Origin of the sequence: Obesumbacterium proteus (assembly GCF_001586165.1) — a bacterium.
In the GTDB taxonomy this organism is placed as follows: Bacteria; Pseudomonadota; Gammaproteobacteria; order Enterobacterales; family Enterobacteriaceae; genus Hafnia; species Hafnia protea.
This window is the reverse complement of the sequence record NZ_CP014608.1, coordinates 4,087,635-4,113,279: the sequence shown is the minus strand read 5'-3', so window position 1 is coordinate 4,113,279 and position 25,645 is coordinate 4,087,635. Positions and strand designations below refer to the sequence as shown.

Annotated in this window: 18 protein-coding genes; 8 read left to right on the top strand and 10 right to left on the bottom strand. The window is 50.9% G+C overall.

All coding sequences use genetic code 11. From position 1 onward, the window contains the following. Positions 1-255: 255 nt before the first annotated feature. Entirely contained in the window at positions 256-726 is a 471-nt protein-coding gene (gene sbmC / locus DSM2777_RS19205; RefSeq protein WP_025799801.1) for a DNA gyrase inhibitor SbmC, read from the top strand. A 96-nt stretch (positions 727-822) separates the two neighbouring features. After that, positions 823-1,689: a helix-turn-helix transcriptional regulator gene (locus DSM2777_RS19200; RefSeq protein ID WP_061554892.1), complete on the top strand. Its 867-nt coding sequence runs from the start codon at positions 823-825 to the stop codon at positions 1,687-1,689. Here the strand turns inward: DSM2777_RS19200 and ptsP are convergent. The 5 genes from ptsP to DSM2777_RS19175 form a co-directional block, all read right to left on the bottom strand. Continuing rightward, on the bottom strand, positions 1,686-4,181 hold the full coding sequence (ptsP, locus tag DSM2777_RS19195; protein ID WP_061554891.1) for a phosphoenolpyruvate--protein phosphotransferase: 2,496 nt from the start codon (positions 4,179-4,181) through the stop codon (positions 1,686-1,688). The genes DSM2777_RS19200 and ptsP overlap by 4 nt on opposite strands. Positions 4,182-4,207: 26 nt before the next feature. Beyond that, on the bottom strand, positions 4,208-5,251 hold the full coding sequence (gene ypdE / locus DSM2777_RS19190; protein WP_061554890.1) for an aminopeptidase: 1,044 nt from the start codon (positions 5,249-5,251) through the stop codon (positions 4,208-4,210). Continuing rightward, entirely contained in the window at positions 5,248-6,357 is a 1,110-nt protein-coding gene (gene ypdF / locus DSM2777_RS19185; RefSeq protein WP_061554889.1) for an aminopeptidase, read from the bottom strand. Before ypdF ends, ypdE begins: the two co-directional genes overlap by 4 nt. Before the next feature lie 83 nt (positions 6,358-6,440). Next, positions 6,441-7,697 carry a PTS fructose transporter subunit IIC gene (locus DSM2777_RS19180; RefSeq protein ID WP_061554888.1) on the bottom strand — a complete coding sequence of 419 codons (1,257 nt, stop codon included), beginning with the start codon at positions 7,695-7,697 and terminating at the stop codon, positions 6,441-6,443. 44 nt (positions 7,698-7,741) lie between these two features. After that, positions 7,742-8,068 carry a PTS fructose transporter subunit IIB gene (locus tag DSM2777_RS19175; RefSeq protein WP_061554887.1) on the bottom strand — a complete coding sequence of 109 codons (327 nt, stop codon included), beginning with the start codon at positions 8,066-8,068 and terminating at the stop codon, positions 7,742-7,744. Positions 8,069-8,337: 269 nt separating this feature from the next. Between DSM2777_RS19175 and DSM2777_RS19170 the strand changes: the two genes are divergently transcribed. After that, the gene (locus DSM2777_RS19170; protein ID WP_046457181.1) at positions 8,338-8,694 is read left to right on the top strand and encodes a DUF1294 domain-containing protein; all 357 of its coding nucleotides are present in this window, start codon (positions 8,338-8,340) and stop codon (positions 8,692-8,694) included. Positions 8,695-8,875: 181 nt separating this feature from the next. Here DSM2777_RS19170 and DSM2777_RS23920 read toward each other — a convergent pair whose 3' ends face one another. The 3 genes from DSM2777_RS23920 to sbcD form a co-directional block, all read right to left on the bottom strand. Next, a complete protein-coding gene (locus DSM2777_RS23920) occupies positions 8,876-9,229 on the bottom strand; it encodes a helix-turn-helix transcriptional regulator (RefSeq protein WP_071889943.1) in 354 nt (117 codons plus the stop codon). A gap of 240 nt (positions 9,230-9,469) precedes the next feature. Further along, on the bottom strand, positions 9,470-13,162 hold the full coding sequence (locus tag DSM2777_RS19165) for an SbcC/MukB-like Walker B domain-containing protein (RefSeq protein ID WP_061554886.1): 3,693 nt from the start codon (positions 13,160-13,162) through the stop codon (positions 9,470-9,472). Beyond that, positions 13,159-14,427, bottom strand: coding sequence for an exonuclease subunit SbcD (gene sbcD, locus DSM2777_RS19160; RefSeq protein WP_061554885.1), 1,269 nt, complete (start codon positions 14,425-14,427; stop codon positions 13,159-13,161). Before sbcD ends, DSM2777_RS19165 begins: the two co-directional genes overlap by 4 nt. A gap of 229 nt (positions 14,428-14,656) precedes the next feature. On the opposite strand from sbcD, the gene phoB reads away from it, so the two are divergent. The 3 genes from phoB (at position 14,657) to DSM2777_RS19145 (ending at position 17,878) form a co-directional block, all read left to right on the top strand. Further along, positions 14,657-15,346: a phosphate response regulator transcription factor PhoB gene (gene phoB / locus DSM2777_RS19155; protein ID WP_004091956.1), complete on the top strand. Its 690-nt coding sequence runs from the start codon at positions 14,657-14,659 to the stop codon at positions 15,344-15,346. A 232-nt stretch (positions 15,347-15,578) separates the two neighbouring features. Then, entirely contained in the window at positions 15,579-16,928 is a 1,350-nt protein-coding gene (phoR, locus tag DSM2777_RS19150) for a phosphate regulon sensor histidine kinase PhoR (RefSeq protein WP_025799781.1), read from the top strand. Then, a complete protein-coding gene (locus DSM2777_RS19145) occupies positions 16,928-17,878 on the top strand; it encodes a PstS family phosphate ABC transporter substrate-binding protein (protein WP_061554884.1) in 951 nt (316 codons plus the stop codon). The genes phoR and DSM2777_RS19145 overlap by 1 nt, the downstream gene beginning before the upstream one ends. 40 nt (positions 17,879-17,918) lie before the next feature. On the opposite strand, the gene ppx is transcribed toward DSM2777_RS19145, so the two are convergent. Both ppx and ppk1 read right to left on the bottom strand, forming a co-directional pair. Continuing rightward, positions 17,919-19,442, bottom strand: a complete 1,524-nt coding sequence (gene ppx / locus DSM2777_RS19140; RefSeq protein ID WP_061554883.1) for an exopolyphosphatase — start codon at positions 19,440-19,442, stop codon at positions 17,919-17,921. A 24-nt stretch (positions 19,443-19,466) separates the two neighbouring features. Then, a complete protein-coding gene (ppk1, locus tag DSM2777_RS19135) occupies positions 19,467-21,533 on the bottom strand; it encodes a polyphosphate kinase 1 (RefSeq protein ID WP_061554882.1) in 2,067 nt (688 codons plus the stop codon). A gap of 217 nt (positions 21,534-21,750) precedes the next feature. Here ppk1 and DSM2777_RS19130 point away from each other — a divergent pair, with 217 nt between their 5' ends. Further along, positions 21,751-23,940, top strand: coding sequence for an ABC transporter permease subunit (locus tag DSM2777_RS19130; protein WP_061554881.1), 2,190 nt, complete (start codon positions 21,751-21,753; stop codon positions 23,938-23,940). Positions 23,941-23,981: 41 nt separating this feature from the next. Continuing rightward, positions 23,982-25,622 carry a phosphate ABC transporter permease PstA gene (gene pstA / locus DSM2777_RS19125; RefSeq protein ID WP_061555440.1) on the top strand — a complete coding sequence of 547 codons (1,641 nt, stop codon included), beginning with the start codon at positions 23,982-23,984 and terminating at the stop codon, positions 25,620-25,622. Positions 25,623-25,645: the final 23 nt, after the last annotated feature.

Sequence of the window (25,645 nt, the reverse complement as noted above, 5' to 3'; positions counted from 1 at the left end):
TGTTACTTCCTATGTTTTTGTTTGTATTTTTTTTACAAGTTAATGACAACTGAAAGTGTGATGTTGGTGGGTGTTTCTTTTTTGTGCATAAAAACCAATGTAACGATCTGTAAAATAGGGCGCTTATTTTTTCACCAAGATCCGTAACGCGGCGCGAATCACAGAAGTGAAAATCGGCAGTTGGCAATTTGGTTTATTTTGACAATACTGTTTATGGATACAGTATTTCACTTGGCAATGAGAGAGGGCGTTACAATGGAAATGATTGTAGAGCAGCGCGCCGAGCGCATTTTCGCGGGTATTCGCATGGTTGGGCCGTTAGACCAAAATGTGGGTGTCGGTTTTCAGAAGCTATATCAATGGATTGATAATAATAAGGTGGATGAAAACGGTGACTGGATTGCGATCTATTACGACAACCCAGAAGAAGTTCCACCGGAAGAGATGCGCGTTGATACCGCGATTACCGTCGAGCCTGATTTTGTTTTACCGGCCAATAGCGAAGGGGTTCGCATTGATACCTTGAAAGGCGGCTTATACGCGGTGGCGCAGGCGCACGTTGAGGACGGTGATTTTGGTCGCCCGTGGATGGAGTTTTTCAACGAAGTCCTGCCAAGAAGCGGCTATGTACCCATTAACGCGCCGTGTTTTGAAAAATACCACAACGATGGCACCGAAAGCGGCATATGGGATTTTGAAATGTGTGTGCCTGTTCAGAAAGCGTAAGTAGAGGGCGTGGTATATTGACCTCATGACGACGGGGGAAATATGGGTGAGGGAATACGGGATGATGTGCATGTGTGAAGTGATATGTGAAGTGATATGTCGCTGACGGATCATCCGTTTTTCACCGAGTTATTAAGCGGGCTGGTTTTGAATCCTCAGCAGCTTAAACACACTTATTTTGCTCAGCGTTCCCATGATAACCAAGGCCATGCGTTAGGGAATGGCCTTGGTGTTAAATTTCCGCGCCTTGAAATTGTTTTACGTGGCAGCTATACGGCAGAAAAGCCAGCGGGTACGAGCATTACGCTGGCTCACGGCGATGCGCTGTTTATTCCTGCGTTGGCGAGCAGTCAGCCGACGTGGGACAAAGATGTGTTATTGCTCAGCGTGCTGTTTGCGCCGTCCTATATTGGTTTTCATTTCTTTGATAAACGCGCTGCAACAGCGGGCTTTCATCGTTTAAGAACGCTGGAAATAACCCAACAAAATGCCGAAGAGATCGAGCATATTTTACAGGCGCTAAATGCGTTAGCGGCAAGAACGGCAGATCCTGATATTGGCCGTTATTTAGTGCTGAGTCTGCTGCATGTTTGCCGCAATCAACTGGCCTTACCGCTGGCAAATAAAATGCAGCGCGGTGCTTTTTTATATAAAAGCATCTGTACTTACGTTCAGGATAATTTTTCCAGTGGGCTTACCCGCGAAAATACCGCCGCTATGTTCAATATCAGCGCTAATCATCTGTCTCGTATTTTTCAGCAAGAGGGAAGTATGAGCTTTATTGATTATCTGCATTGGGTGCGGTTGGGCAAAGCCAAGATGATCTTACAGAAATACCATTTGAACGTGAATGAAGTCGCCCACCGCTGTGGTTATAGCGATGCGAGCTATTTTTGCCGCTTGTTTAAGCGGCAATTTGAGGTAACGCCCTCGGAATACCGAGAGCGTTTCTTATCGAGTTAAAAGGTTAATTCGCTTTGTAGCAACGAGAGGATAGCCTCTGCATCCGGCGCTGAACGCATCGCCTCACGAAACTCTTTCTTCACTAATTTACGCGCGAGCTGCGAAAAGACTTTAACGTGGCTAACGCTGTCTTGCGCGCCGAGGGTTAGCATAATAACGAAATCGACTTCCCCCATTTCGGATTGCCAATCAATAACCTTTTCAAGGCGAGCAATACTGATACTGGAGTGCTTAATATGAGTCGATTTGGTGTGCGGAATTGCAAAACCAAAACCCACACCGGTGGTAACAATATCCTCACGCTGCCAAACATCCTCTTCCAGCTCGGTTGGATGATCGGTGCGATCCTGAATGGCTAAATTGCCGCATAAATATTGAATCACCTGCTCTTTATTGGTTAGGGGGGCGGGAACGATAATATTCTCTAGAGCCAATAACGGTTTCTGTTCAGCAGGAATTGCCTGCGTATCCAGTAACGCTTCAATATCGTTCGCCGATTTACACTCACAGGCGCGATTGGCCAGTGCAACGCACTCTTCGGCGCTGAGCTTACGCGCCAGCTCTTTAATGGCTGGAATGCGTGCACCGCTCATGCTCAGTTCGTCCAGACCTAGACCGATCAGCAGTGGCAAATATCTTGGCTCCCCTCCGAGTTCACCGCACAGCCCCACCCAGCGTTCACGTCGATGTGCTACGTCGATTATCTGGCGCAGCATACGCAAAAACGAAGGGGTAATCGGATTATAAAGGTGGGCGACGCGTTGGTTATTGCGATCGACGGCATACAGATATTGCGTTATATCGTTGGAACCAATGCTAAAGAAATCAACCTCATCGCAGAAGTGATCGATGATAAAACACACCGAGGGGACTTCAACCATAATGCCGAGCTCTAGCGTTTCGGCATAGCGTAAACCTTCCGCTTTCAGCGAAAGCTGAGCCGAGGCGATTTGCTGTTTCACCCACAGAATTTCATCGAGCGTGTGAACCATTGGGATCATTAAACGTGCATATCCCGTGGTGGCCGCTCGAAGTATAGCGCGCAGTTGAAGGGTAAATAGCTCGGTAAACTCGGGATAAATGCGTACCGCACGATAGCCAAGAAACGGATTTTCTTCTTGAGGGATATTCAGATAGCTGATTTTTTTGTCGCCGCCGATATCCATGGTGCGAAAAATCACGGGATGGTTGCCAGCATTCATCAGCACCTGCTGATAGGCTTCAAACTGTTCTTGCTCATCGGGCGCTTTGTCGCGATCCATAAACAGCATTTCGGTGCGAAATAGGCCAATACCTTCAGCCCCTTGGCTAAACGCGGCGGGGGCTTCTTGCGCCGTACCGATGTTGGCACCAATTTCAATGCAGCGCCCATCCTGCGTCACCGCCGGAAGATCCGCCATTTTCAGCTGACGTGCACGGTTTTGCTGTTCCAGCCCGAGAGCCACGGAGAAATAGCCACTGACGTCTTCATTAGGCTCAATCACCAGAATACCGGCCTGCGCGTCGATAAAGACGGTTTTATCATCCAAATGCTGTAAGGCCGACAGTTCGATCCCCGACAGCACGGGGATGCCCAATGAGCGCGCTAAAATGAGCGTATGCGAGGTGCGTCCGGTTTGCGCTAACACCATTCCTGCCAGCAGTTGTTTGTCTAAGCTTAAAAACTGACTCGGCGTGATATCTTCGGCGGCAATAATCGTTGGTTTATGTAAAACCAGCGGAGCGCCCAAATTGACGTTGGGATAGGCAACTTGCAGCAGCTGCGCGGTAATGTCTCTGATATCTTGCACGCGCTCGCGCAGGTATTCACTCGCTGACATGGCTAATTTGCCGCACACTTCTTCCATGCTTTCAATGGCCGCGGTCGCCAGACTGCACTTTCTCTGGTTCAGATGGCGCAAAATATTTTGGCTAAATTCTTTGTCCTGAATCAGCGAGAGATGGGCATTAATAATAGTTTTGCTTTGCCCTTTTAGGCTGGTCAGCTGGTGGTTAAGCTGTTCGGCAAGCGCAATCAAGCTATGTTCAAGCAGAAGTGGGTCCTGCACGTTGGCCGGTTGTGATTTATAGATGTCGATATTGGTATGGCGGTAGATCAACAGCGCGCCATGTCCGATGCCGCTGGATAGACCGCAGCCATGGATTAGGCTTGGTTGAAAGTGAGATAGCGAGCGTGGGATAGGGCGCGTGGTGGCTACGGGCAGAGGTTCAATTTCACTGTCGCTGTCGGCAAAGCTCTGTTTAATATAGGTGTCTAACGCGCGGTAGGCTTTTTCTTCATCGTGCCCGTGGATTTCGAGCAGGCAAGCGTCGTTAAACAATGTTCCGGTGCTGATAAGCGCGAGTGAACTTTTCGCGTCGGCGCGGTGATTGGAGCGCTGGTTAATAAAGATAATCTCACTGTCAAACAGACCGCACTGGCCTTTGAGTTCATAGGCGGGGCGGGCATGTAAGCCGTTTGGCAGAGGGCAGAGAAATTCTATCTTTAGCATGGCATGAATCCTTTTCTAAACTCGCGCTACTGCGAAAAGTCCGTTAAATGATGGAGTGTGTCGGCATTCAGTTGCTGGATGACCGCAACGAGAAGCTGCTTGGTCTGTTCGACATCCCGCAAATCCGCAATCGATGCGGCGCAATGGCCATGCCGCGTTGGTGCGCCCAGTACCGCAGTTGGAATGCCTTTGCCGCAAAGATGTACGCTGCCGCCATCGGTACCGCCGTTGCTGAACATATCGGTTTGCAATGGAATGGCATTTTGCTGCGCTGTGTCTTGAATAAAGTTCAGCAGGCGAGGGGACGGAATGAGCGTTTTGTCGTACATCACCAGCATCGGTCCTTGCCCAATCTGTCGATGATTAGCAGCACCGTAATCAAAGTTTTTTGACCAACACGCGGTATCGAGGATTAAGGCTAAATCAGGTTGAATCATGTGTGCTGCGGTTTTACCCCCGCGCATCCCCACCTCTTCGCTGGAAGAGGCGACTAGCCAAATTTCGGCATCCAATTCAACGTTGCGCAGGGCGTACATTAATTCAATCAGCAAGAAACAGCCGAGCCTGTCATCAAAGGCTTTTCCCATGATGCGCGATTCAGGAGAGAGGACCTTGAAGTCGCTGGCGTAGGTAACGCGATCGCCAATGCGAACTCCGCACTGATTCACTTCTTCCGCCGATGTAGCACCAATATCTACGCACAAATTATGCGCTTCAGATCCATGTAGCTCAGCGTCCAGCAACCCGTGGATTTTCTTGCCGTGCTGCGTGGTAATGCGAACTGGCTGCATGAAACGGGCTAGCATACGCACATTACCAATGGGGATAACCTCAACGGCACCTTCGCGAGTGATGTTTCGCACCATAAAACCCACTTCATCCATATGGGCGCAAATCATAATCGTAGGCCCTGAGGACTGGTTGAGCTGAATCAGCGTTGAGCCTAGCCCGTCAAAAGAAACCTTTTTGCCGCATAGGTTGGCGTGCTGTATGAGAATATCTCGAACTTCCTGTTCTGAGGATGCGATGGCATCTGCTTCGCAGAGAGCCTGTAATAGGTCGATATTCATTGGATATCCTCGCCGGTAGTCAGCAATTGTTTGGGCATTTGGTATAAAACTTCGCAGCCGTTTTCGGTGACTAATACCACGTCTTCAATACGCACACCGCCCAGTTCTGGCAGGTAAATACCTGGCTCGACGGTTAGCTGCATACCTGCCTGCAGAACCGTGGTATCTGTTGGGGAGAATCGAGGGTTTTCGTGTACATCAATGCCTATGGCATGGCCGGTATTATGGCCAAAGAAATCGCCATAACCTGCGGCTGAAATGATGGAACGCGCCACGCTGTCGATATCGCAGCAGCGCACACCCGGTCGAATAGCGGCGATGGCAGCGAGTTGAGCCTGCAACACCACCTGATAAATGGCATAAAGTGGGTGCTCTTGCAGGGAGTTATCGCCGTTACCCTCAACTAAAAAAGTGCGGGTCATATCCGAACAATACCCCTGATATTGAGCACCGAAATCGATCGTGATGAACTCTCCGGCCTCAACGACTTTCTGTGAGGCTTTGGCATGAGGCATGGCTCCGCGTACTCCGCTGGCCACGATGGTATCGAATGACGTCTTCTCCGCGCCTTCGTTTTTCATGAACCACTCAAGCTCGTTGGCGATCTGATGTTCCGTCATACCGGGGCGAATATATTGGCGAATGTGCGCGCAGGCGCAGTCAGCAATTAAACATGCCGATTTGATGGTATCGATCTCGGGCGGCGTTTTTATTTGGCGCAGTTCATCGAGACAAATTGGGCTCATCTCCGCGTTAATTTTTTCGATGAGAGACAGACTTTGGCTGTAGCTCAGATGCTCGGCTTCAAACCCAACGCAAGCGAGTTTTTCCTGCGCAATGATTTGATTGATGATGGCCGATGCAGGGTGTTGCGTATCCGTCATGTGCAACTGATAGCTATCAGCCTTAGCGGATAGCTCATGATAATAACGAGAGTCGGCCAAAATATGCTGGCTGGTGCGGGTAATAAAGAGGTATCCCGAGGTGCTAAGTAGCCCTGTATGGCTAAATTTATTCTGCTTGGCGTTAATAATAACGGCGTCTAAATTGCGCTTGGCTAGCCATATTTGACAGGCGGTGAGCGCTGAAGAGGGCGATTTATACATGAGACACTCGCTTAAATATCATGATAAGACCGACGGGCTATACTTGCTGCCATCGTTTGTGGCGATGGCAGCACCGTTATCCATTAAGACATCACCTCAATGTGCAATTTGCCTTTTTTGAACAGGATATTGCGAATAAATACGGTAATCAGCGCGGTCACAACGGCACCTAACGCAATGCCAAACATATAAGCCCCCAAGTTGGTCACTAAAGGCCACGCCCAAATAGCTGACTCAGGGAACCACTGCACTGCGCCTAATGCGACGGCGGTGGTGGAACCGACGATGGCGCCCGTCATATAGGCCGGAATTGAGGCTAGCGGACTTTCGAGCAGGAATGGAATGGCACCCTCACTAATCCCCATAAAAGCGAGGAACATCGCGGTTTTTCCCTGAGGATACAGCTGGCTGCTAAATAAGCGGCGGCCAGTCAGGCGATGATCAATGAGCGTTGCCAGCCCTAAACCGATAGGGGGGATCACAATTGCGATAGCGCGAGCGGTGATAGGCAGAACGTGATCGCTGGTGAAGCTAAAAGCGATAAAACCTGCTGCTTTATTAATAGGCCCACCGAGGTCAATAGCGGTGGTGGCGGAAATCCCCACGGCATACATCAAAACGCCTTTATCACCGGCAGCTTGCAGCATGACGCGAATACCGGCATTCACCCAACCGCCAAACGGCGTAATGACATAATACATGGCCAGCATGACAAAAACGGCCGATAGAATAGGCAACAAAAAGGTGGTTTTAAATGCCAGTAAATAAGCAGGTAATTGGATTTTGGCATTCATCCATTTCACTAAATAACCGGCGGCAATGGCGATAATGAGCGCACCAATAAACGTTGAGGGAACCGGTGAGTTGGTGACCCATTGCAGTTTACTTAAGTCCCACGTTAATTCAGGGGTTGGCTGAGTTGCGATTAATCCGCCAATAAACCCCGCAGGGAACGCCAGCTTTCCACCGATTGAATTGGCGACAAATGCGGCAAACATCGGGATGGCGAAGCTAAATAGAATTCCGCCAAACGACTGCGATAAATAAGCAAACTTCATCAAGGAGAGATTGAAGCCAACGTATTTCCCCGTGTTGATGGCCTCCATAATGCCCATCTCAGGAGGCACTTTCAGCCACGCATAGGCAATAAGCTGGGAGAAGGCCAAGATGACGCCGCCCATGATAAGCGTCGGCACCATGCGTGAAATACCAGACATCACATGCTGCGGTAGATCGCCCCACATACTGGGTTTTGCCGCGGGCATCGCATTGGGATTTTTAGCCAGCGTCGCTTCGCCGCCAGATGAAGGGTTCACTGCGCTCCTTTTCTTAATAGCCATAGGTATATCTCCCTGATGAATTGATTGAAAAATAACCGCGTTTCTTATTGTTCGGATTGAATCATTTCTTCAATTTCACGTAGGATCCCATCCGCATTTTTAATGGCGTCTTGCAGGGTGATTTCATATACGTCGCGGCTTTCAAAGCGTTCGTTATCTTCAGGCGTGATGGCAACCGAATGAATAATGATGTCGGCCTCCGCAATGTCCTGCACGGTTAAGCGATTTTCGATGCCGTCTGCGCCCTGAGTCTCAATTTTTATCTGGTCATAACCTGCCGCTTTTGCGGCATCTTCTAGCGCCTGAGCGGCCATAAACGTATGAGCTAACCCCATTGGACATGCACAAACAGCGATAAATTTTTTAACCATAACTACCTCTGAGTCTGAAAGGGAAACCAATCGCACTACGTTGCGGTTCTTTTAAGTAGGCTGAAATCTTGAAGGGAGTATGGCGTTTAAAAATGAGGGGATGTTATGGGATAAAAAATGCATTTACTGGATATTTGTAACGCTAATAATGAAATGTGAGCTCTCTCGCATTGTGTTGGGGGATTTTTCGGAAGGCGTAACATTGCATCATGCTGCGTCGAGGGCCACTATACGCACGCTTTCTTCATTCTATTTAATCGGTTTATTGCATGAATCTTAATCGCTTTTGTTATCTGTTTCTCGCACTGGCGGCCGTCGGTAGCCTGTTTTCTCTGCATCCGTTTGTGATGTGGTGCCTGTTACTCAATGCGTTAACGTTGATTATCTACGGCATTGATAAATTAGCCGCCGTGAAATCGTGGCAGCGAGTTCCTGAGATAACATTGTTATTCTTTGGCCTGATCGGCGGCTGGGTCGGCGCGATTTTAGGTCAGCAAATTTTCCGCCATAAGACGCAAAAACAACCGTTTAAAACCTATTTTATTATCACGGTGATTGTGAATTTAGCCATATCGATTGGGGCAATGTACTGGGTTTATCAGTATGGCATAGGGGTTCAGTGGTAGAAGACTTCTACCCAATGGGGATAACGATTCGTGTTTTGGTTGAGTAAAGTTATCCCCTTCCTATTTTTAAGCCGTAATAAAAATCATCTTCCAAATCTAGTCATGCGAATAGATTTTTAAGCACGGTTTACCTCGACGTGAAAATATAAATAATTATATCCGAAAAATTTGGCAGCTTATTTTATTGTATTACTGGCCGCATGGAGCGGTAGCGGAATTCTGTGGGAGACATATTGAAATAGCCTTTAAATATCTGGCAGAAAGTGCTCTGGCTCGGGAATCCCATGTCCCGTGCAATTTCGAAAATTTTTAACTCTGTGGATACGAGCTTTTGTGCCGATGCTTTTAGCCGTGTCGCTTTGATGAAGGATGAAACACTAACGCCGTGGTGTAATTGAAATTCGCGTAAAAAATAAGAACGTGAATATCCCGATATTCTTATTACATCGGCAGCATTGATTCCCTGGTGGATATTTTCATTAATCCAACAAATTACAGCTGGAAAACTTTGAATAACACATTTTTCTCTTTTCATATTCTCATCCCAATTGGCTCAATTTAAGTTGCTCCACCTAAAAGACCTAAGGGATTGTACCAATGCGAAACTGTTAAAATAATCAAGTTATTAATAACGGTGTGTTTAGATAAATTAAACAAAGTGGCATGAGATACCGCTCCGACTAACATTCCGAGAGGGTGATGTTCTATAGAACAATAGAACATTTTCCTGCTCGCAAAAGCGGAGCTGATTAAAATATAAGGACGAGGGAATATTTTATTCCCCGCTCCCCACCGCATACTGCGTTTCCAAGCGGCTGATGCCCAGCCCATTGACCTTCTTCACTTTTATCTGCACCGGTATGCGTTCTTTCATGGCTTCAACGTGGCTGATGACGCCAATCATTTTGCCGGTTGCGTTGAGCGTATCGAGGGCATCAAGCGCGGTATCAAGGGTTTCCGCGTCCAGCGTGCCGAAGCCTTCGTCAAGGAACAGCGAATCAATACTGGTTTTATGACTGACCAGATCGGATAACGCCAGCGCCAGCGCCAAACTCACCAAGAAGCTTTCACCACCGGATAAGGTGCGAGTATCGCGTACCGCATCGGCTTGCCATGTATCAACGACCTCTAACTCCAGCGCGTCGCTGGTTTTACGTTGCAGCAAATAGCGACCATGAAGGCGGGCAAGCTGCTGGTTGGCCAAATAGACCAGATGATCTAACGTTAAACCCTGCGCAAATTTTCTGAATTTATCGCCGCTGCTTGAGCCAATTAACTGGTTGAGATAGCTCCAGTCTTCATACTCTTGTCTGCTCTGTTCAATACGCGCAAAGAGACTTTGCTGTCCCTGTTTTCGTTCGGCATCGCTGCGGATCTGCTGCTGAATTTGCCCCTGCTGCACGCTGTTTTCGCGTAGCTGCTCAGCCAGCGTAGCCAGCTGCTGATTAAGCTTTTCCAGCGTGGTATCGATTTCTAGATTTTCAGGGCGTTGCGCCATCCACTGGACGAGTTCGTTTTCAGCCTGCTGCAAGAAGGCTTGCGCCTGCGAGAGCTGATTTTTACATTGTTCGCGCAGCGCAATCAGTCGTTTAAGCTCGCTTTCGTCTAACAACGCGGCAATCAACGTGTTTTCATCAGCGAATTGGCTGTTTGCGAGTGCCTGTTCGAATTCAGTTTGCTGCTGGCTGAGCCGTTTTTCCAACAGTAGACGCTGTTGCTGAGCGCTTTCGAGCTCACCGCTCAGTTTGTCGAGCTGTTGTCGTATCTGGTTTTCAGCCTGTTGCGCTTGCTGAAGCTGATTTTCAACCTGTTGCTCAGTTTCAATTAATGACTGGCGCACCTCGTCTACGCTGCGCCCATTCAACAGACTCTGGCGTTCGACCTGCATCTGTTTCAAACGATTTTCAAGCTCAGAACAAAGCTGACGTTGCGTTTGCCACTGTGTTTCCAGTGCGGTACAGGTTTGGCTTAGGCTGTGCTCTTCCGCCATCAGGCGTGTATTTTCTAGCGCCAATTGCTGACTGTGGTTTTGACGCTGTTGCCATAGCGAAAACTCGTTGCTGCGCTGTTCCAGCCATTCGGCTTCGTTTCCTGAAACAGGCGCGGTTAGTTGCAGTTTGTGCAGTTCATCGGCAAAGGTGGTGTCACGTTGCTGCTGCTGTGCTAACTGTTTACCGTAGTCTTCGCGCCACTCGTTGAGCTGTTTGCTCTGAGTTTGAGTGCTCAATTCCAACAGGCTGATTTGCTGTAGCGTTTGGTTTGCTTCTTGCTGTATGTTGTTCAGCGCATCTTTAGCCTGCTGCCAGTTCTTGCTCAAATTCTCTCGCTGGCGCAGCGTATTTTGCAGCGTTTCTTCTTGCTGATTGATTTCGGTGAGATAGTTTTCCAGCCCCTCACGGTCGTCAATCGCTAAGCTCAGTTCAAGCGCCGCCGTGGCCTGAGCCCAGCGCTGCTGATACTGCATAATTTCATCTTCAACGGCTTGGATTTCTTGCTGCTGCTGATTTTGAGTTTGCAGCATCAGCTTGTGTCGCTCTCCCAGCTCGCTGCCTTCGCGACCGAGGTTTTCGACTTCAATGCGTAGCGCATCACGGCGCTGCTCGCTGTCTGAAAGCGCCGGTGTTTGGTAGGTTTTAACCGCCGGATGCTCCAGCGATCCGCAAAGTGGGCAGGGATCGCCAGCGATTAAACGCGCTCGCTCTTGCTCTAGTCCGATCACCCGACGCTGTAGATCGATCTGCTTTTCCAGATCGTTCAGATGCTGACGTTTCTCTTTATAAGCCAAGCGTTTGGTGGCTAAAAGTTGCTCCAGCGCGAGCAGTTCCTGCGTGCGTTGCGTATTTTGCGCCTGCAATTGTTTTTGTCGCTGTGAGGCTTTTCCAAATAACGGGCTGGTTTGTATCAAAATCTGGCGCGCAGGTTGCCCGCGGTGCAATTTTTCACGCTGTGTTTCTAACTGCGCTGAACTGTGTTTCTGCTCCAGCTGCTGATGCTGTAATTCCGTTTCGGCGCAGATTTTTTGCTGTTGAGCTAAACGCTGATTGAGCAGGGAGCCAGCCTGTTGCAGCGTCGTGAGTTTTTCGGTTTCGGCTGCGATATTTTTTTCTGCATCGGCAATGCGTTTACGCAGTTCGTTTAAGCTTTGGCGGTGTTCGGCAGATTGCTCGAACTGGCTTTTCCAGCGGCCTAAATGGTTATTCCATTCCGCGTGCTGTGCAGTATCGGCCAACTGTTGCTGAAGCTGGTTGATTTCCTGCTGCTGGGCTTGCAGCTTTTCTCGATTTTGCTTCAGCGCCGCTTCTTGTTTCTGCTTTTCTTCACTGATTTGCGTGAGTTTTTGCTGCTGAGCCAACAGGTCTTCGCGGATCTGCGTCAGCCTTGAATCAAGCGGCACCACCTGTTGGTTGATCAACGTTTCCGTGGCGGCACGTTGCTGCTGGTGTTGCTGTTTGGCATGCAGCGCTTGCGCTGACGCGGTTTGCAGTGACGCTAGCTGCGAAGTTAGCTGCTGGTGCTGCTGTTCGCGCTGTTGCTGGCTTTGAGCCGTTGATGCTAAATCAGCACGTGTCTGGCGTAGCGTTAACAACAGCGGGCGTAGTTTCTCCGCTGGTTCACTGCGTTCCAAGCGTAAAACTTCCGGCTGGGCGGTTTGCCACTGTTGCGATGCCGCGGTAACGCGCTGAGTGCACTGTTCTCGGTTTTGGCTGAGCTCTTGGCTTTTTTGCAGCCACTGGAGATCGGTCATCAGCGTTTGGCGCAAAGACGTTTGCTGCTGTTCTTCACGTTGCAATTCAGACAAACGTTCGGAAAGCTGGTTAAGTGCTTCTTCGCTGAGCAGCTCTACGCCTGCGGCGCGTTCATGTAGCGTATCAAGATCGATTTTTGCCTGTTTGAAACGCTGGAATATTTGCTCCGATAGTTGCCCATAAATTTCGGTGCCGGTGAGTTCTTCCAGTAACTCAGCCCGTTCGGCTGGATCGGCGTTGAGGAAGGCGGCGAACTGGCCCTGTGACAGCATCATCGACTTGGTGAAACGGCCAAAGTCCAAACCGGTAATATCGGCAATTTTATGCAGCTTGGTTTGGATTTTATCGGTGATGATTTCACCATCGGCAATGTGCGCGAGCTCTACTTTTGGCGTTTGTAAATTGCCATCTGGTTTGTTATTGGCGCGACGCTGGCTCCAGAAAGCGCGATAGCCGACGCCTTTCACTTCGAATTCAACCTCGGCCAACGATTCAGCGGTGCCGCGTGTCATCAGTTCATTTTGCGTGGGTGACACCTTCAAGCGCGGCGTTTGGTGATACAGCGCCAAACAGAGTGCGTCGAGCAGCGTTGTTTTCCCCGCGCCGGTTGGGCCGGTGATGGCAAATAAGCCGTTATTGGCAAAGTCTTCACGGGTGAAATCGATCTTCCATTCGCCCTTGAGCGAGTTGATATTTTTTAACCGTAGGCTGAGGATTTTCATGCGTCATGCTCCTCGCGAGTTTCGTCTTGCTCTAACACCAGTTCATCCAGCACCTGATGGAATTGATTTCGAATGCGTGATTGTTGTGCGATCAGCGCTTCATCGTCGGTTTCTTCCTGCGCCAAGCGGCGTTCAAATACGTCGCTGACGCTTAGCTCGCTCAGCGTTTCTTTGTCTTGGCGCGTGAGGGCGCTTAGGCGTTGTTCTTTGCTGCGGCGTAGCAAAATAACCTCAACGGGAAGGGTTTCGGCCTGCTGCTGAATTCGACGTTGGAGATCGTTCAAATAGGCGCTGCTGCTGATTTCAATATCTAGCCAGACCGGTTTTTCACTCTCACTATGATCCGCTGTGGTGGCTTTAAATGCGGCGAGCTGTTGTTCGATTTGTTCAATGCTGCCTTTGATGAGCTGCATTGGCTGAAATTGGGGAACCGGCAAGAGCGTCACTTTTTCCAGCGCAGCACCTGAGAAATCCACTAAGCAGATGCTTTTCTCGCTGCCCAGTTCGTCAAAGCTAAGAGGGATTGGCGAGCCACTGTAGCGAATATGCTCGCTGCTGGTCACTCGCTGCGGACGATGGATATGGCCCAACGCAATGTAATCGGCAGGAGGAAACGCGGAGGCCGGGAACGCATCGAGTGAACCAATATAGATATCACGCACTGAGTCAGACGTGCTGGCACCGATAGTGGTGAGATGTCCGGTGGCAATAATCGGCAGGTTTCCGCCTAAGGCATCTCGTTCGGCAACGGCCAGATCGTACAACGACTGGTAATGTGCGGCGATAGCCTGCTGTAGGGCGTTTTGTTTTTCTGCGGCAGATTGCCCCGCTAAGCTGGTTTGGATATCTCGTGGGCGCAGATAAGGCACCGCGCACAGAATCGCGCCGACGGAACCGTCGCGCTGTTTGAGCTGCAATACCTGATGCTGTAAATCGCCTGCGCTGCTGGCGATAACCTGCGTGTTCAAGCAGGCGAGTAAAGCGCGAGATTCATTCAGCGTGGCGACGGAGTCATGGTTGCCACCTAACACCACTAACTGGCAGCCCGTTGCCTGCAACTCCACGACGAAGCGGTTATACAGTTCGCGCGCGTAGCTCGGCGGCGAACCGGTATCAAAGACGTCACCCGCCACAATAATGGCATCGACCTGATGCGCCGATGCTTGTTCAATGAGCCAGCGCAGAAAGGCCTGATGTTCAGCGCTACGGCTTTTGGTATAAAAATGCTGACCAAGGTGCCAGTCTGAAGTATGGATAAGACGCATGCGAGTCCTGCTGTCCTTGCTGAGCGTAGCGTGAGCCACGACGGAGAATGAAATCGATTATACGCAATCTATGAGGGAGGTGAACCCATGTCCGGCACTGAGGCCATAATCAATCTGGGTTTACAAAACCATTTATTACAGTGATGCTTGGCATATTGTTTTTTTTCATAAATCTGTCATAAATCTGACGCATAATGGCGCCCGCAACCAAACTTAAGCAGGATTAACAATGGCCAGACGCATATTGGTAGTAGAAGATGAAGCGCCAATTCGTGAAATGGTGTGTTTTGTTTTAGAGCAAAACGGCTACCAACCGGTTGAAGCCGAAGATTATGACAGCGCGGTGAACTCGCTTTCTGAGCCTTATCCTGATTTAGTGCTGCTGGATTGGATGCTGCCGGGCGGTTCTGGGATCCAGTTCATCAAGCATATGAAGCGCGAAGCGTTAACGCGTGAAATTCCTGTGATGATGCTGACCGCTCGCGGTGAAGAAGAAGATCGCGTGCGCGGTTTGGAAGTGGGCGCAGACGATTACATCACCAAGCCTTTTTCGCCCAAAGAGCTGGTGGCCAGAATTAAAGCCGTGATGCGCCGTATTTCGCCGATGGCGGTGGAAGAGGTGATTGAAGTGCAGGGGCTGAGTCTCGATCCGACGTCACATCGTGTGATGGCCAACGAAGCCCCGCTGGATATGGGACCGACTGAGTTTAAGTTGCTGCATTTTTTCATGACTCATCCCGAGCGCGTTTATAGCCGCGAGCAGTTGCTAAATCATGTCTGGGGCACTAACGTTTATGTAGAAGACCGCACCGTGGATGTTCATATTCGCCGACTGCGCAAAGCGCTGGAGCTGAGCGGGCATGATAAAATGGTGCAAACCGTTCGTGGGACGGGTTATCGTTTTTCGGCGCGTTTCTAACCCGCTATGCATATTCCGTGACGCTTGTTTGAAAGATCGAGATACACGGGTCTAGCACACCGCGGGGCGCTCCGGCGGCTTGCGCCGCTACGACCCCATCGGTGTACTCCCCCTAAAATCGAGCTTAAGTAAACGGTATGATTATGCATTGGGACCCTTAATCGGGCCTCACTGATTTTGGGTATCACTATGTCTATTATTTCTATGTTGTTAAGAACAAAGAGCCAACATCGTGCTTGAACGCCTATCGTGGAAAAGACTGCTGCTGGAGCTGTTGTTTTGCTGCATTCCGGCGGTGATCCTTGGGCTGCTGATCGGCTATTTGCCGTGGTTTCTGCTGGCTGCGGTGTCTGCGCTATTGGGCTGGCATTTCTATAACCAGTTGCGCCTCTCGCACTGGCTATGGGTCGACCGTAGTATGACCCCACCCGCTGGGCGAGGAAGCTGGGAGCCGTTGTTCTATGGTTTATATCAGATGCAGCAGCGTAATCGACGCCGTCGTCGCGAGCTGGCACTGCTGATTAAACGTTTTCGCAGCGGTGCTGAGTCATTGCCCGATGCGGTGATTATGACGACCGAAGAAGGCAATATTTTCTGGTGTAATGGCTTGGCGCAACACCTGCTCGGTTTTCGTTGGCCAGAGGATAATGGCCAGCATATTCTTAACCTTCTGCGCTACCCCGAATTCACGCATTATCTGCAATCGCAAGATTTTTCCCGTCCGCTCACGCTGCATCTCAATAATGGCCGTTTCGTTGAATTTCGTGTGATGCCGTATGCCGAAGGCCAACTGCTGATGGTGGCTCGTGATGTGACTCAAACGCGGCAGTTAGAGGGCACGCGACGTAACTTCTTTGCCAACGTTAGCCACGAACTGCGCACGCCGCTGACCGTGTTACAGGGCTATCTCGAGATGATGAACGATGACGATATGGCGGCTCCGGTGCGGCAGAAGGCGCTGGCGACCATGCAAGAGCAGACCAAGCGTATGGACAGCTTGGTGAAGCAGCTATTGACCCTCTCTAAAATCGAAGCGGCTCCGCCGATTGCCTTGAATGAAATTGTTGATGTCCCCGTGATGCTGCATATGCTGGAACGTGAGGCGCTGTCGTTGAGTAACGGTCGCCATGAAATCACCTTCCGCATCAACGATAAACTCAAAGTATTCGGCAACGACGATCAGCTGCGTAGCGCGGTTTCTAATCTGGTATATAACGCGGTTAACCACACGCCGGACGGCACCAAAATTGAAGTCTGCTGGCAACAAACCACTCAAGGCGCGCAGTTCGAAGTTAGCGATAATGGCCCCGGCATTGCGGCGGAGCATTTGGGGCGTTTGACTGAGCGTTTTTATCGGGTTGATAAAGCGCGTTCGCGCCAAACCGGCGGCAGCGGCTTAGGGCTGGCGATAGTTAAACATGCGTTGAATCATCATGAAGCTACGCTCAATATCATGAGTGAAATTGGCTTGGGGACGCGCTTTGTGTTTACACTGCCACCGCATCTCATTGTGCCACTGGCAGGTGAGAGCATGACGCAGAAAAACAAAGGCCAGAAAGGGCTACCGAGCAAGGAAATCTGATGCAGGGACGTCAAATCAAACAATGGAAAGCGGCGCTGATTGGCGTCGTTTGTGGTTTTATCTCGTTACCCGCGCTGGCCATCGGACAATCGATGCTGTCGGGGAATTTGTCTAGTGCGGGTTCGGATACGATGGTGAACCTGATGGCGCTATGGGCAAATAACTTTTCGCAGAGTAACCCTAATGTGAATGTGCAACTTCAGGCGGCGGGCTCGACCAGCGCGCCCACGGCGTTGGCTGCGGGCGCTGCTCAGCTAGGCCCGATGAGTCGCCCGATGAAAGCGGCGGAAATCGCGGCTTTCGAACAGCACTATGGTTATCCTCCGCTAGCGGTGCCGGTGGCTTTAGATGCCTTGGTTGTGTTGGTTCATCAAGATAATCCGCTGCGTGAAACCAGTTTTAATCAATTAGACAGCATCTATTCCAGCACGCTGCGCTGTGGTGATACAACGCCGATTACCCAATGGAAAACGCTGGGGTTGGGCGGAGAGTGGAAGTCGCGAGCCATTTCTCTCTATGGACGCAACTCGGCGTCGGGCACCTATGGTTATTTCAAACAGCAGGTGTTGTGTAACGGTGATTTCAGCCCACGAGTCAACGAGCTGCCAGGCTCGGCATCGGTCGTGCAGGCGGTTGCGGGTTCTCTTAATAGCATTGGCTATGCCAGCATTGGCTTTCGTGCTAGCGGCGTGCATATGCTGGCGGTTAGCCAGTTTGGTGGCCCCGCGATTGAACCGACGGCGGAAAACATTGTGCAAGGCCGCTACCCGCTAGTGCGCCATCTGTATATCTATGTGAACAAAGCGCCGGGGAAACCTTTATCGCCGCTAACCGCCGCCTTTATGGACAGCGTGCTATCGGCACAGGGCCAAAAACTGGTGTCACAAGACGGCTATATGCCGTTATCTGCGGCAGATATTGCACAGGCGAGGGCGGAGTTGGGGATTTGATAATAGCCCCTCCCAATAGAAGGAGGGGCATTGGTAACGATTAAAGCTGTTCTTCCACCAGCAAACTCCAGCCTTCAACGTCCTTCCAGTATGACTGCTCTTTTTCTACGTCGAGCTGCACGAGGTTATTTTGTTGCAGATAACCCTGTGGGAAACGCAGGATCCAATGAAAACCGTTGGTTTCAAGCTCCAGCGATTCTGGCGTAGTGGTGGACTGGCGTTGATTATTCAGCAACGCCGCCAAGCGCAGGATTTGGATCAGCGGGATATACTGCTTTTTCTTGAACAACGTCAGACGCGGCAGTTCATCCAGCTTAACACCTTTACGATGGAAGCGTACCAGCGTTGCCAGCAACAATTGTTGCTCCTGATTAAACCCCGGTAGGTTGGTGTTTTGCAGGATATAGGCTGAATGGCGGTGCATGCCGCTGTGGTTGATGCTCAGACCCACCTCATGCAGCATAGCGGCCCAGTTGAGCAGTGCTTCTAGCTGTGGGTGAACCAGTTTACTGTTCTGGGCCATCCACTGTGCGTAAAGCTGTTGTACCGTACTGAGCACGCGATAGGCTTGTTCATGATCGATATTGTAGTGTTCCGCAAGGCTACGTGCGGTTCGGCTGCGAATATCCTGATGGCGGAAACGTCCTTCCATCTCGTAAAGCACGCCTTCACGCAGCGCACCATCCGACAGCCGCAGCTGTTTGATCGCCAGCGCATCAAATACGCCGCAAAGAATCGATAGCCCTGGTACAAACACCGCCTGACGATCTTCTGAAAGCCCCGGTAGGGCTAATTCGCTGAAACGCTTATACTTAAGCACTTCATTACGCAGCAGTTCAAGGCGTTCCGCCGTGATGAGGCCATCTTTTTCACCCAATGCAATTAACACTTCATGGGCAGCTTTGATCGAGCCAGACGCGCCGAGCGCGGCCTGCCAGCCTTGAATGCGATACTGCCACGCCATATTTTCCAGTTTTTGCGCCGCCGCTAAACGAGCACGCTGGAAGTTATCTTTGCTGATTTCACCGTTAGGGAAGAATTGGCGCGCGAAACTCACGCAGCCCATCCGGCGGCTTTCGACCAGCAGCGGATCGAAGTCTTCACCGATAACCATTTCAGTGGAGCCGCCGCCGATGTCGATCACTAGCTTGCGGCCTTTTTCTGGCTGCGTGTGCGCCACGCCCATAAAAATGAGTCGCGCTTCTTCGTGACCTGAGATGATCTCAATCGGATACGGAATTACTTTCGCAGCCCGTTTGAGAAACTCTTCGGCGTTGGCGGCTTGGCGCAGCGAATGCGTGCCGACAATACAGACGTTTTCTTCAGGAAACCCTTGTAAACGCTCAGCAAACAGAGCGAGGCAGGCAATGCCGCGTTCCATGGCTTCTTCGCTGAGCATATTGTTGCTATCAAGGCCATCGGCCAGATGGACTCGTTGCTTCAGGCGTCCCAGAACCTGAAGCGCGCCGTTAACGATGCGGGCAATAACCATATGGAAACTGTTAGAGCCCAGATCGATTGCAGCAATTTCCTGCGGTTTGTTATTGGAATGATTTAGCGGCATAAGCGGCCTATAAGTCTGTAATTGTTATTGGTTATCAGGCTGTTCAAGGGCCTTGAGGTAATCATAAATCGCTAACTGAGATCGCACCTTGCGGCGATTTCCGCGCGGAACATAACGGTTGCTGAGATCTTTATCAAGATAACGCGCCTTTACGGTGTCGCAGAATTGCAGTTCGAGCAGATCTAACACGCGCTGGCGCAGCGTAGGATCGAGCAGTGAAACGGCAACCTCGATACGGTAGTCAATGTTGCGGGTCATCCAGTCGGCGGAGGAGAGATAAACCAGCGGATCGCCATGATTCTCAAATACATAGACGCGCGCATGCTCTAAGAACCGATCGACGATGCTGGTGATCTGAATGTTATCGCTAACGCCCGGGATGTTAGGCACCAGCGAGCACATGCCACGCACCAACAGGCGGATTTTGACTCCGGCCGAAGACGCGGTATATAAGCGATCAACCAAGCCTTTATCTACCAGGTTATTCAGCTTCAGGGTGATCCCTGCGCTGAGTCCGGCCTGTGCGCTGGTAATTTCCTGATCGATAAGCTGATACAACATCCGGCGTGAGTTTTGCGGCGATACCATCAGGTGTTCAAAGCTGACCGGACGGTATGGGTTTTCAATGAAGTTGAACACCCGACGCACTTCGTTGGTGATACGCGCATCGGCGGTGAGCAGCGAGTAGTCGGTATAGACGCGCGCGGTTTTTTCGTTGAAGTTGCCGGTGCCGATATGCGCATAGCGCACGATGTTGTCGCCTTCTTTACGCGAAATCAGGAACAGTTTGGCGTGAATTTTCAGACCTGGAGCCGAGAAGATTACGTGCACACCGGCTTCGGTTAAACGCTTCGCCCAGTGGATGTTGGCTTCTTCGTCGAAACGCGCCTGTAGCTCAACCACCACGGTGACTTTTTTGCCGTTGTGCGCCGTGTGGATCATCGATTCGATGATGCGAGAATCTTTAGCTACGCGGTAGATATTAATTTTTATCGCCAGCACGCTCGGGTCGAAGGACGCCTGACGCAGCAGCTCCAGCACGTGCTCAAACGTATGGTATGGATAATAGAGCAGCACGTCGTGATCGCGGATGGCGTCGAAACCGTTGCGGAATTTATCAAACCAGATATGGCGCAGGCGCGGTAGCGGCTTATTCACTAAGTTGGCGTTGCCCACGTTAGGGAATTTGATGAAGTCTTTGAAATTGTGGTAACGACCGCCCGCGATGACGGAATCGTAGGAGGAGATCCCGAGTTTCTGACGCAGCAGCTCGACCAATTCATCAGGCATATCACGCTGATAGACGAAGCGCACTGGCTCAGCGGTCAGACGCTGTTTCAGGCTTGATGACATGAGTTCCATCAGGCTGGATTCCATCTCCGTGACCAGATCGTATTCAGCATCGCGGGTCATTTTCATGGAGTAGGCATTCAAGGCATCGTAATCAAAGAAGCCTTTGAAGATATCATCCAGACAGTATCGCAGAATGTTATCAACCAGAATCATTGGCTTGCGGCGGCGAGGAGTTTCCGGCGGCAGAATGATGAAACGTTCGACTTTATCCGATGGAATTTCCAACAGCGCGTAGCTTGTCTGATGGCCACGAATAATCTCGACGGCTAAATAGGTGTAGTCATCTTTTAAGAATGAAACTAAGTCGGTTTCATTATTTATCAGGATCGGCGTGATGTGCTGGCGCAGGTGATTTTTAAAATATTGGCGCAGCCACACTTGCTGGTTTTCTGAAAGCTGGCGTTCGTTGATCAAGAAAATCTGATTACGCGCCATCTCCAGCAGCAGTTCGTTATATAAAGAGTCGAACTCCTGATCGGTTTTCAGCACCTTGGCCTGAATCTTTTTGAGGAGGTGTCGTGAGGCGCCCGTCGAGCCTTGCTCTTCACTGATCAGAATGCGGCGTTTCAGATCGGCAAAGCGGACCTTGTAGAATTCATCCAGATTGCTGGAATAAATCCCGAGAAAACGCATACGCTCAATGAGCGGATTGCTCTTGTCCGCGGCTTCCTGTAGAACACGTTCGTTAAATGACAACCAACTCAGTTCTTTATCGATATAGAGCTTTTCCTGACCCATTGTGACTCCAATACTAAACGGCGACGATATACCCGCCACGCTTGAATCTGTATCGCTCGATTCAATGATTTTGGGTATAGAAGTGGGAGTACCCAGTGTCTGCCTTTATTATGGCGAGAAGTTGACGAGAAAGTCCAATGACCAAACAGTAATGTGGCGTTAACAATGTTGCCATATTATGCTACCTGCTTTTTGATGGCCTCTGAATGGAATATGCATGAAGCACACCACTCCAGCGTTAATAATGCGTGATAAGCGTCGAGCTTGGCGAGATCGTCTGACTCGCTACGTCGTGAGTGCGGGTGGAATGGTGGTTTTAGCCATGCTGATGCTGATTTTTGTGTATTTGCTGGTTGCGGTCTGGCCGTTGTTTAAACCTGCGAGCATCGGTAAGCCTCAGGCGCTTCTTTGGCCCAAAAATACGACGGCGCTTGCCGTTGGCGTTGATGCCACCCATCAACTGGCATGGCGTATTGATGCGGATGGCAAGGGCATGTTTATTGCCTTGCAGCCGCAGGAAAAAGATCCTCAGCCGTTACAGTCGCGTCAATTCACCTCGTCAGCCCCGAGCGCGGCCGCATCGGTGAGCGGCGATCTTCCTACGACGGCGCTCGCCACCGCTGATGGTAAAATCCTATTGGTCAGCCCACAGTTTCATCCGGTGGGAAAAACGGGCGATACCGGGCATTTTGCCCCTGACTGGCTCTATCTGCGCGGTGCGACGGCAGAAGTTTTCGATACTCAACGCCAACCGTTACGTCAAATCAGCCTTGGCATGATGCAAAAGCGGCCGGTTATTGCCGCCATTGTTCAGGATGGACGACTGCTGCTCGGGCAATCCACGCCAACGGGCTGGCAGGCGCATCCGGTAGTGGTAAATACGCCGGTCACTCAGGTTCTGCTTTCTCCCGACGCTCATCGTCTGTTTGTGTTGAGCCCAACCAGCCTCACCGTGTTCACGCTGAATGCGGCGCTGGAAGGCGTAGGGAAAACGCTGACGTTTGATCAGCAAAAAATGGTGGCGATGAGGCTTTTACCCGGCGCAAGTTCGCTGCTGTTACAAAACGACCAAGGGCAGATCAGTCAGTGGTTTGATGTGCAACGCAATGGCGAGCGTGAGCTGACGCAAATCCGTCGTTATCAGCCTGCGTTAGCCGATAGCCTGATGGTTAACGAACCGTACCGTCGCGTGTTTGCTGCGATCGCCCCCACAGGGGAGCTTGCCATTTATTCTTCACTGCGAGAGAACGCGGTATTGCGGGCATCGATCAAGCCTGGCGTGAAAACCGCATGGTTTGACCCGCAGGGGAAAGGGCTTTTGGCTGAAACCGCTCAGGGAACGTTTTGGTATCCTCTGAGTAATGACTACCCTGAAATCAGTTGGCAAACCTTGTTGAAGCCCACGTGGTTTGAGAATCATCCAGCCCCAGACTATGTATGGCAAAGCACTTCCGGCAGCGATAACTATCAGGCCAAATATAGCCTGTGGCCAGTGATTTTTGGCACCTTGAAAGCCGCATTTTATGCGTTGTTGTTTGCGACGCCGTTGGCCGTTGCCGGAGCTATGTATACCGCATGCTTTATGTCACCCCGCCAGCGAAGCGTGGTGAAACCCGCGATTGAAATGATCGGCGCATTTCCCACCGTGGTGATTGGTTTAGTCGCCGCGATTTGGTTAGCGCCTATTATCGAAAACCATCTTTTAGCATTGCTCGCGTTACCGATTCTGGTTCCTCTGATTATTGTGGCCAGCGCCGCGCTGTGGACGCGAGTTTTTCCTACGTGGGCTCGGCGTTCAGGCTATCGCCTCGATGTTTGTCTTTTGTTGCCGGTGCTCGCTGGTCTGCTGACGCTGTGGTTTATGCTGGCGCCGCATCTTGAGATTGTGCTGTGGGGAATGCCGCTGCATGAGCGTTTAGGCGATGGTTACGATCAGCGGAATACGCTAGTGGTGGCGATTGCGCTGGGTTTTGCGTTGGTTCCGGTCATTTTCTCGCTGGCAGAAGATGCGCTGTTTAGCGTGCCAGCTTCGTTGGCGCAAGGCTCACTGGCCCTCGGCGCGACCCAGTGGCAAACCATGATGAGGGTGCTTTTGCCGAGCGCCAGCGCGGGGATTTTCTCGGCGCTGATGATCGGGCTGGGGCGCGCCGTGGGTGAAACCATGATTGTCTTGATGGCGACAGGGAATACGCCGCTGTTGGATAACACGCCGTTCCAAGGATTGCGGGCGCTAGCCGCTAATATTGCGATTGAAATGCCGGAAGCGGTGGTGGGCAGCGCACACTATCGCGTGCTGTTTTTAACGGCGCTGGTGCTGTTTATGTTTACCTTTGTGGTGAATACCTTAGCTGAAACGGTGCGCTTAAAACTGCGTACTCGCTATAGCGCTGAGCGAGAGGGATTATGAGTCATCAGCAAACTGCTCAAGTGCCGAATCAGCAGCAAGGTATGCGCCGATGGTTCCAGAGCGGGCGGCCTTGGATTTGGCTCAGCGCGGGCGCGGTCACGATCAGCCTATTGGCGTTATTGGGGCTGATTATGCTGCTGGCCGGGCAGGGAATGCGTTATTTCTGGCCGCATTCGGTTTATGAATTTGACCTGAACAACGGCCAGCGAATTATTGGCGAGCGCTATGCGATAAACCAGATCCCACGCCAGCAACTGCTGGACGCTGGCATCAAGCTTGCGCCGGATGCACCAACAACGCTGTCGCGCTATCTCATCAAAACGGGTAACCGTGAATGGCAAAACCAAGATTTTGTTACCCTATTGGCGCAGGATATTCGCCATACGCAGAAACCTAAAGATCTGTTGGTGCTTGAACGTGAGCATAACGGAAACGCCTATGGCTATTTGGTCGGTCTGCTGGAAAACGGCCAGCCGTTGGTGGGACGGCAAGTGGTACGCGATCTTCAGAGCAGCATTGAGCGCACGCGCGCGTTAACTCAGAAGATTGCGCATTTGCGTCAGCATCAGCTTTCGGCGATCAGCGCCCAGTTTGAAAAAATGCGTTTAAGTCAGCGTCAGGCCGAGATGAATGGAACGTGGAACGATCGTTTACAGGCTCAGGTTCGTGCCGAACGGCTGGAGTTGGAGCGCAAGCATCAGCAATTAATGACTCGCTTGGATGCGCTTGAGCATGATCAAAAAAGCGATAGCTTGCTGCTGCGTGATATGAACGGCATTCAGCGAGAAATTCCCGTTTATGAAATTCATGACGCATGGATGCCTAACGCGATGAGCACCGGTGATAAGGTTCGACACTGGGCGAAACAGATTAAAAAATTCATGGTGGATAACCCACGTGAATCCAACACGGAAGGCGGTGTTTTTCCGGCGCTTTTTGGCACCATGCTGATGGTGATACTGATGTCGGTGATCGTGATGCCATTAGGCGTGATTGCAGCGGTGTATCTGCATGAATACGCACGTAAAAACTGGTTTACCCGCTTGATTCGTATTGCCGTGGTGAACTTGGCTGGCGTGCCGTCGATTGTATATGGCATCTTCGGTTTGGGTTTCTTCGTCTATGTGCTGGGCGGCTCTATCGATCAGCTGTTTTTCAGCGAAGCATTGCCTAACCCAACGTTCGGAACCCCGGGGCTGCTTTGGGCATCGCTAACGCTCGCGCTGCTGACGTTGCCGGTGGTGATTGTTTCCACCGAAGAGGGGTTAGCACGTATCCCGGCATCGTTACGGCAGGGTTCGCTGGCACTCGGCGCAACCAAGGCGGAAACTTTGCGGCGTGTGGTTTTACCGCTAGCGGTACCCGCCATGCTGACCGGATTGATCTTGGCCATTGCGCGTGCGGCGGGTGAAACTGCACCGTTGATGCTGGTTGGCGTGGTGAAATCGGTGCCTGAATTACCGATTGATGCCGTGTTCCCTTATTTGCATCTGGATAGAAAATTCATGCATCTGGGTTTTCAGGTTTATGACGGGGCGTTGCAAAGCCCTAACGTGGAAGCCGCCCGTCCGTTGGTCTTTGCGACCGCATTTTTGCTGGTGACGCTGGTGGTGGGGCTAAATTTGGCCGCGATGTCGATTCGTCATTACCTGCGTGAGAAATATCGCGCGCTGTCGCTCTAGTTATTTTTTCTGAGGAGTCCTGC

What these genes read in the sequence shown, in the direction of transcription:
- sbmC (WP_025799801.1), top strand. Translation starts at nt 256, where the DNA reads ATGGAAATGATTGTAGAGCAGCGCGCCGAGCGCATTTTCGCGGGTATT.
- DSM2777_RS19200 (WP_061554892.1), top strand. Translation starts at nt 823, where the DNA reads ATGTCGCTGACGGATCATCCGTTTTTCACCGAGTTATTAAGCGGGCTG.
- ptsP (WP_061554891.1), bottom strand. Translation starts at nt 4,181, where the DNA reads ATGCTAAAGATAGAATTTCTCTGCCCTCTGCCAAACGGCTTACATGCC.
- ypdE (WP_061554890.1), bottom strand. Translation starts at nt 5,251, where the DNA reads ATGAATATCGACCTATTACAGGCTCTCTGCGAAGCAGATGCCATCGCA.
- ypdF (WP_061554889.1), bottom strand. Translation starts at nt 6,357, where the DNA reads ATGTATAAATCGCCCTCTTCAGCGCTCACCGCCTGTCAAATATGGCTA.
- DSM2777_RS19180 (WP_061554888.1), bottom strand. Translation starts at nt 7,697, where the DNA reads ATGGCTATTAAGAAAAGGAGCGCAGTGAACCCTTCATCTGGCGGCGAA.
- DSM2777_RS19175 (WP_061554887.1), bottom strand. Translation starts at nt 8,068, where the DNA reads ATGGTTAAAAAATTTATCGCTGTTTGTGCATGTCCAATGGGGTTAGCT.
- DSM2777_RS19170 (WP_046457181.1), top strand. Translation starts at nt 8,338, where the DNA reads ATGAATCTTAATCGCTTTTGTTATCTGTTTCTCGCACTGGCGGCCGTC.
- DSM2777_RS23920 (WP_071889943.1), bottom strand. Translation starts at nt 9,229, where the DNA reads ATGAAAAGAGAAAAATGTGTTATTCAAAGTTTTCCAGCTGTAATTTGT.
- DSM2777_RS19165 (WP_061554886.1), bottom strand. Translation starts at nt 13,162, where the DNA reads ATGAAAATCCTCAGCCTACGGTTAAAAAATATCAACTCGCTCAAGGGC.
- sbcD (WP_061554885.1), bottom strand. Translation starts at nt 14,427, where the DNA reads ATGCGTCTTATCCATACTTCAGACTGGCACCTTGGTCAGCATTTTTAT.
- phoB (WP_004091956.1), top strand. Translation starts at nt 14,657, where the DNA reads ATGGCCAGACGCATATTGGTAGTAGAAGATGAAGCGCCAATTCGTGAA.
- DSM2777_RS19145 (WP_061554884.1), top strand. Translation starts at nt 16,928, where the DNA reads ATGCAGGGACGTCAAATCAAACAATGGAAAGCGGCGCTGATTGGCGTC.
- ppx (WP_061554883.1), bottom strand. Translation starts at nt 19,442, where the DNA reads ATGCCGCTAAATCATTCCAATAACAAACCGCAGGAAATTGCTGCAATC.
- ppk1 (WP_061554882.1), bottom strand. Translation starts at nt 21,533, where the DNA reads ATGGGTCAGGAAAAGCTCTATATCGATAAAGAACTGAGTTGGTTGTCA.
- DSM2777_RS19130 (WP_061554881.1), top strand. Translation starts at nt 21,751, where the DNA reads ATGAAGCACACCACTCCAGCGTTAATAATGCGTGATAAGCGTCGAGCT.
- pstA (WP_061555440.1), top strand. Translation starts at nt 23,982, where the DNA reads ATGCGCCGATGGTTCCAGAGCGGGCGGCCTTGGATTTGGCTCAGCGCG.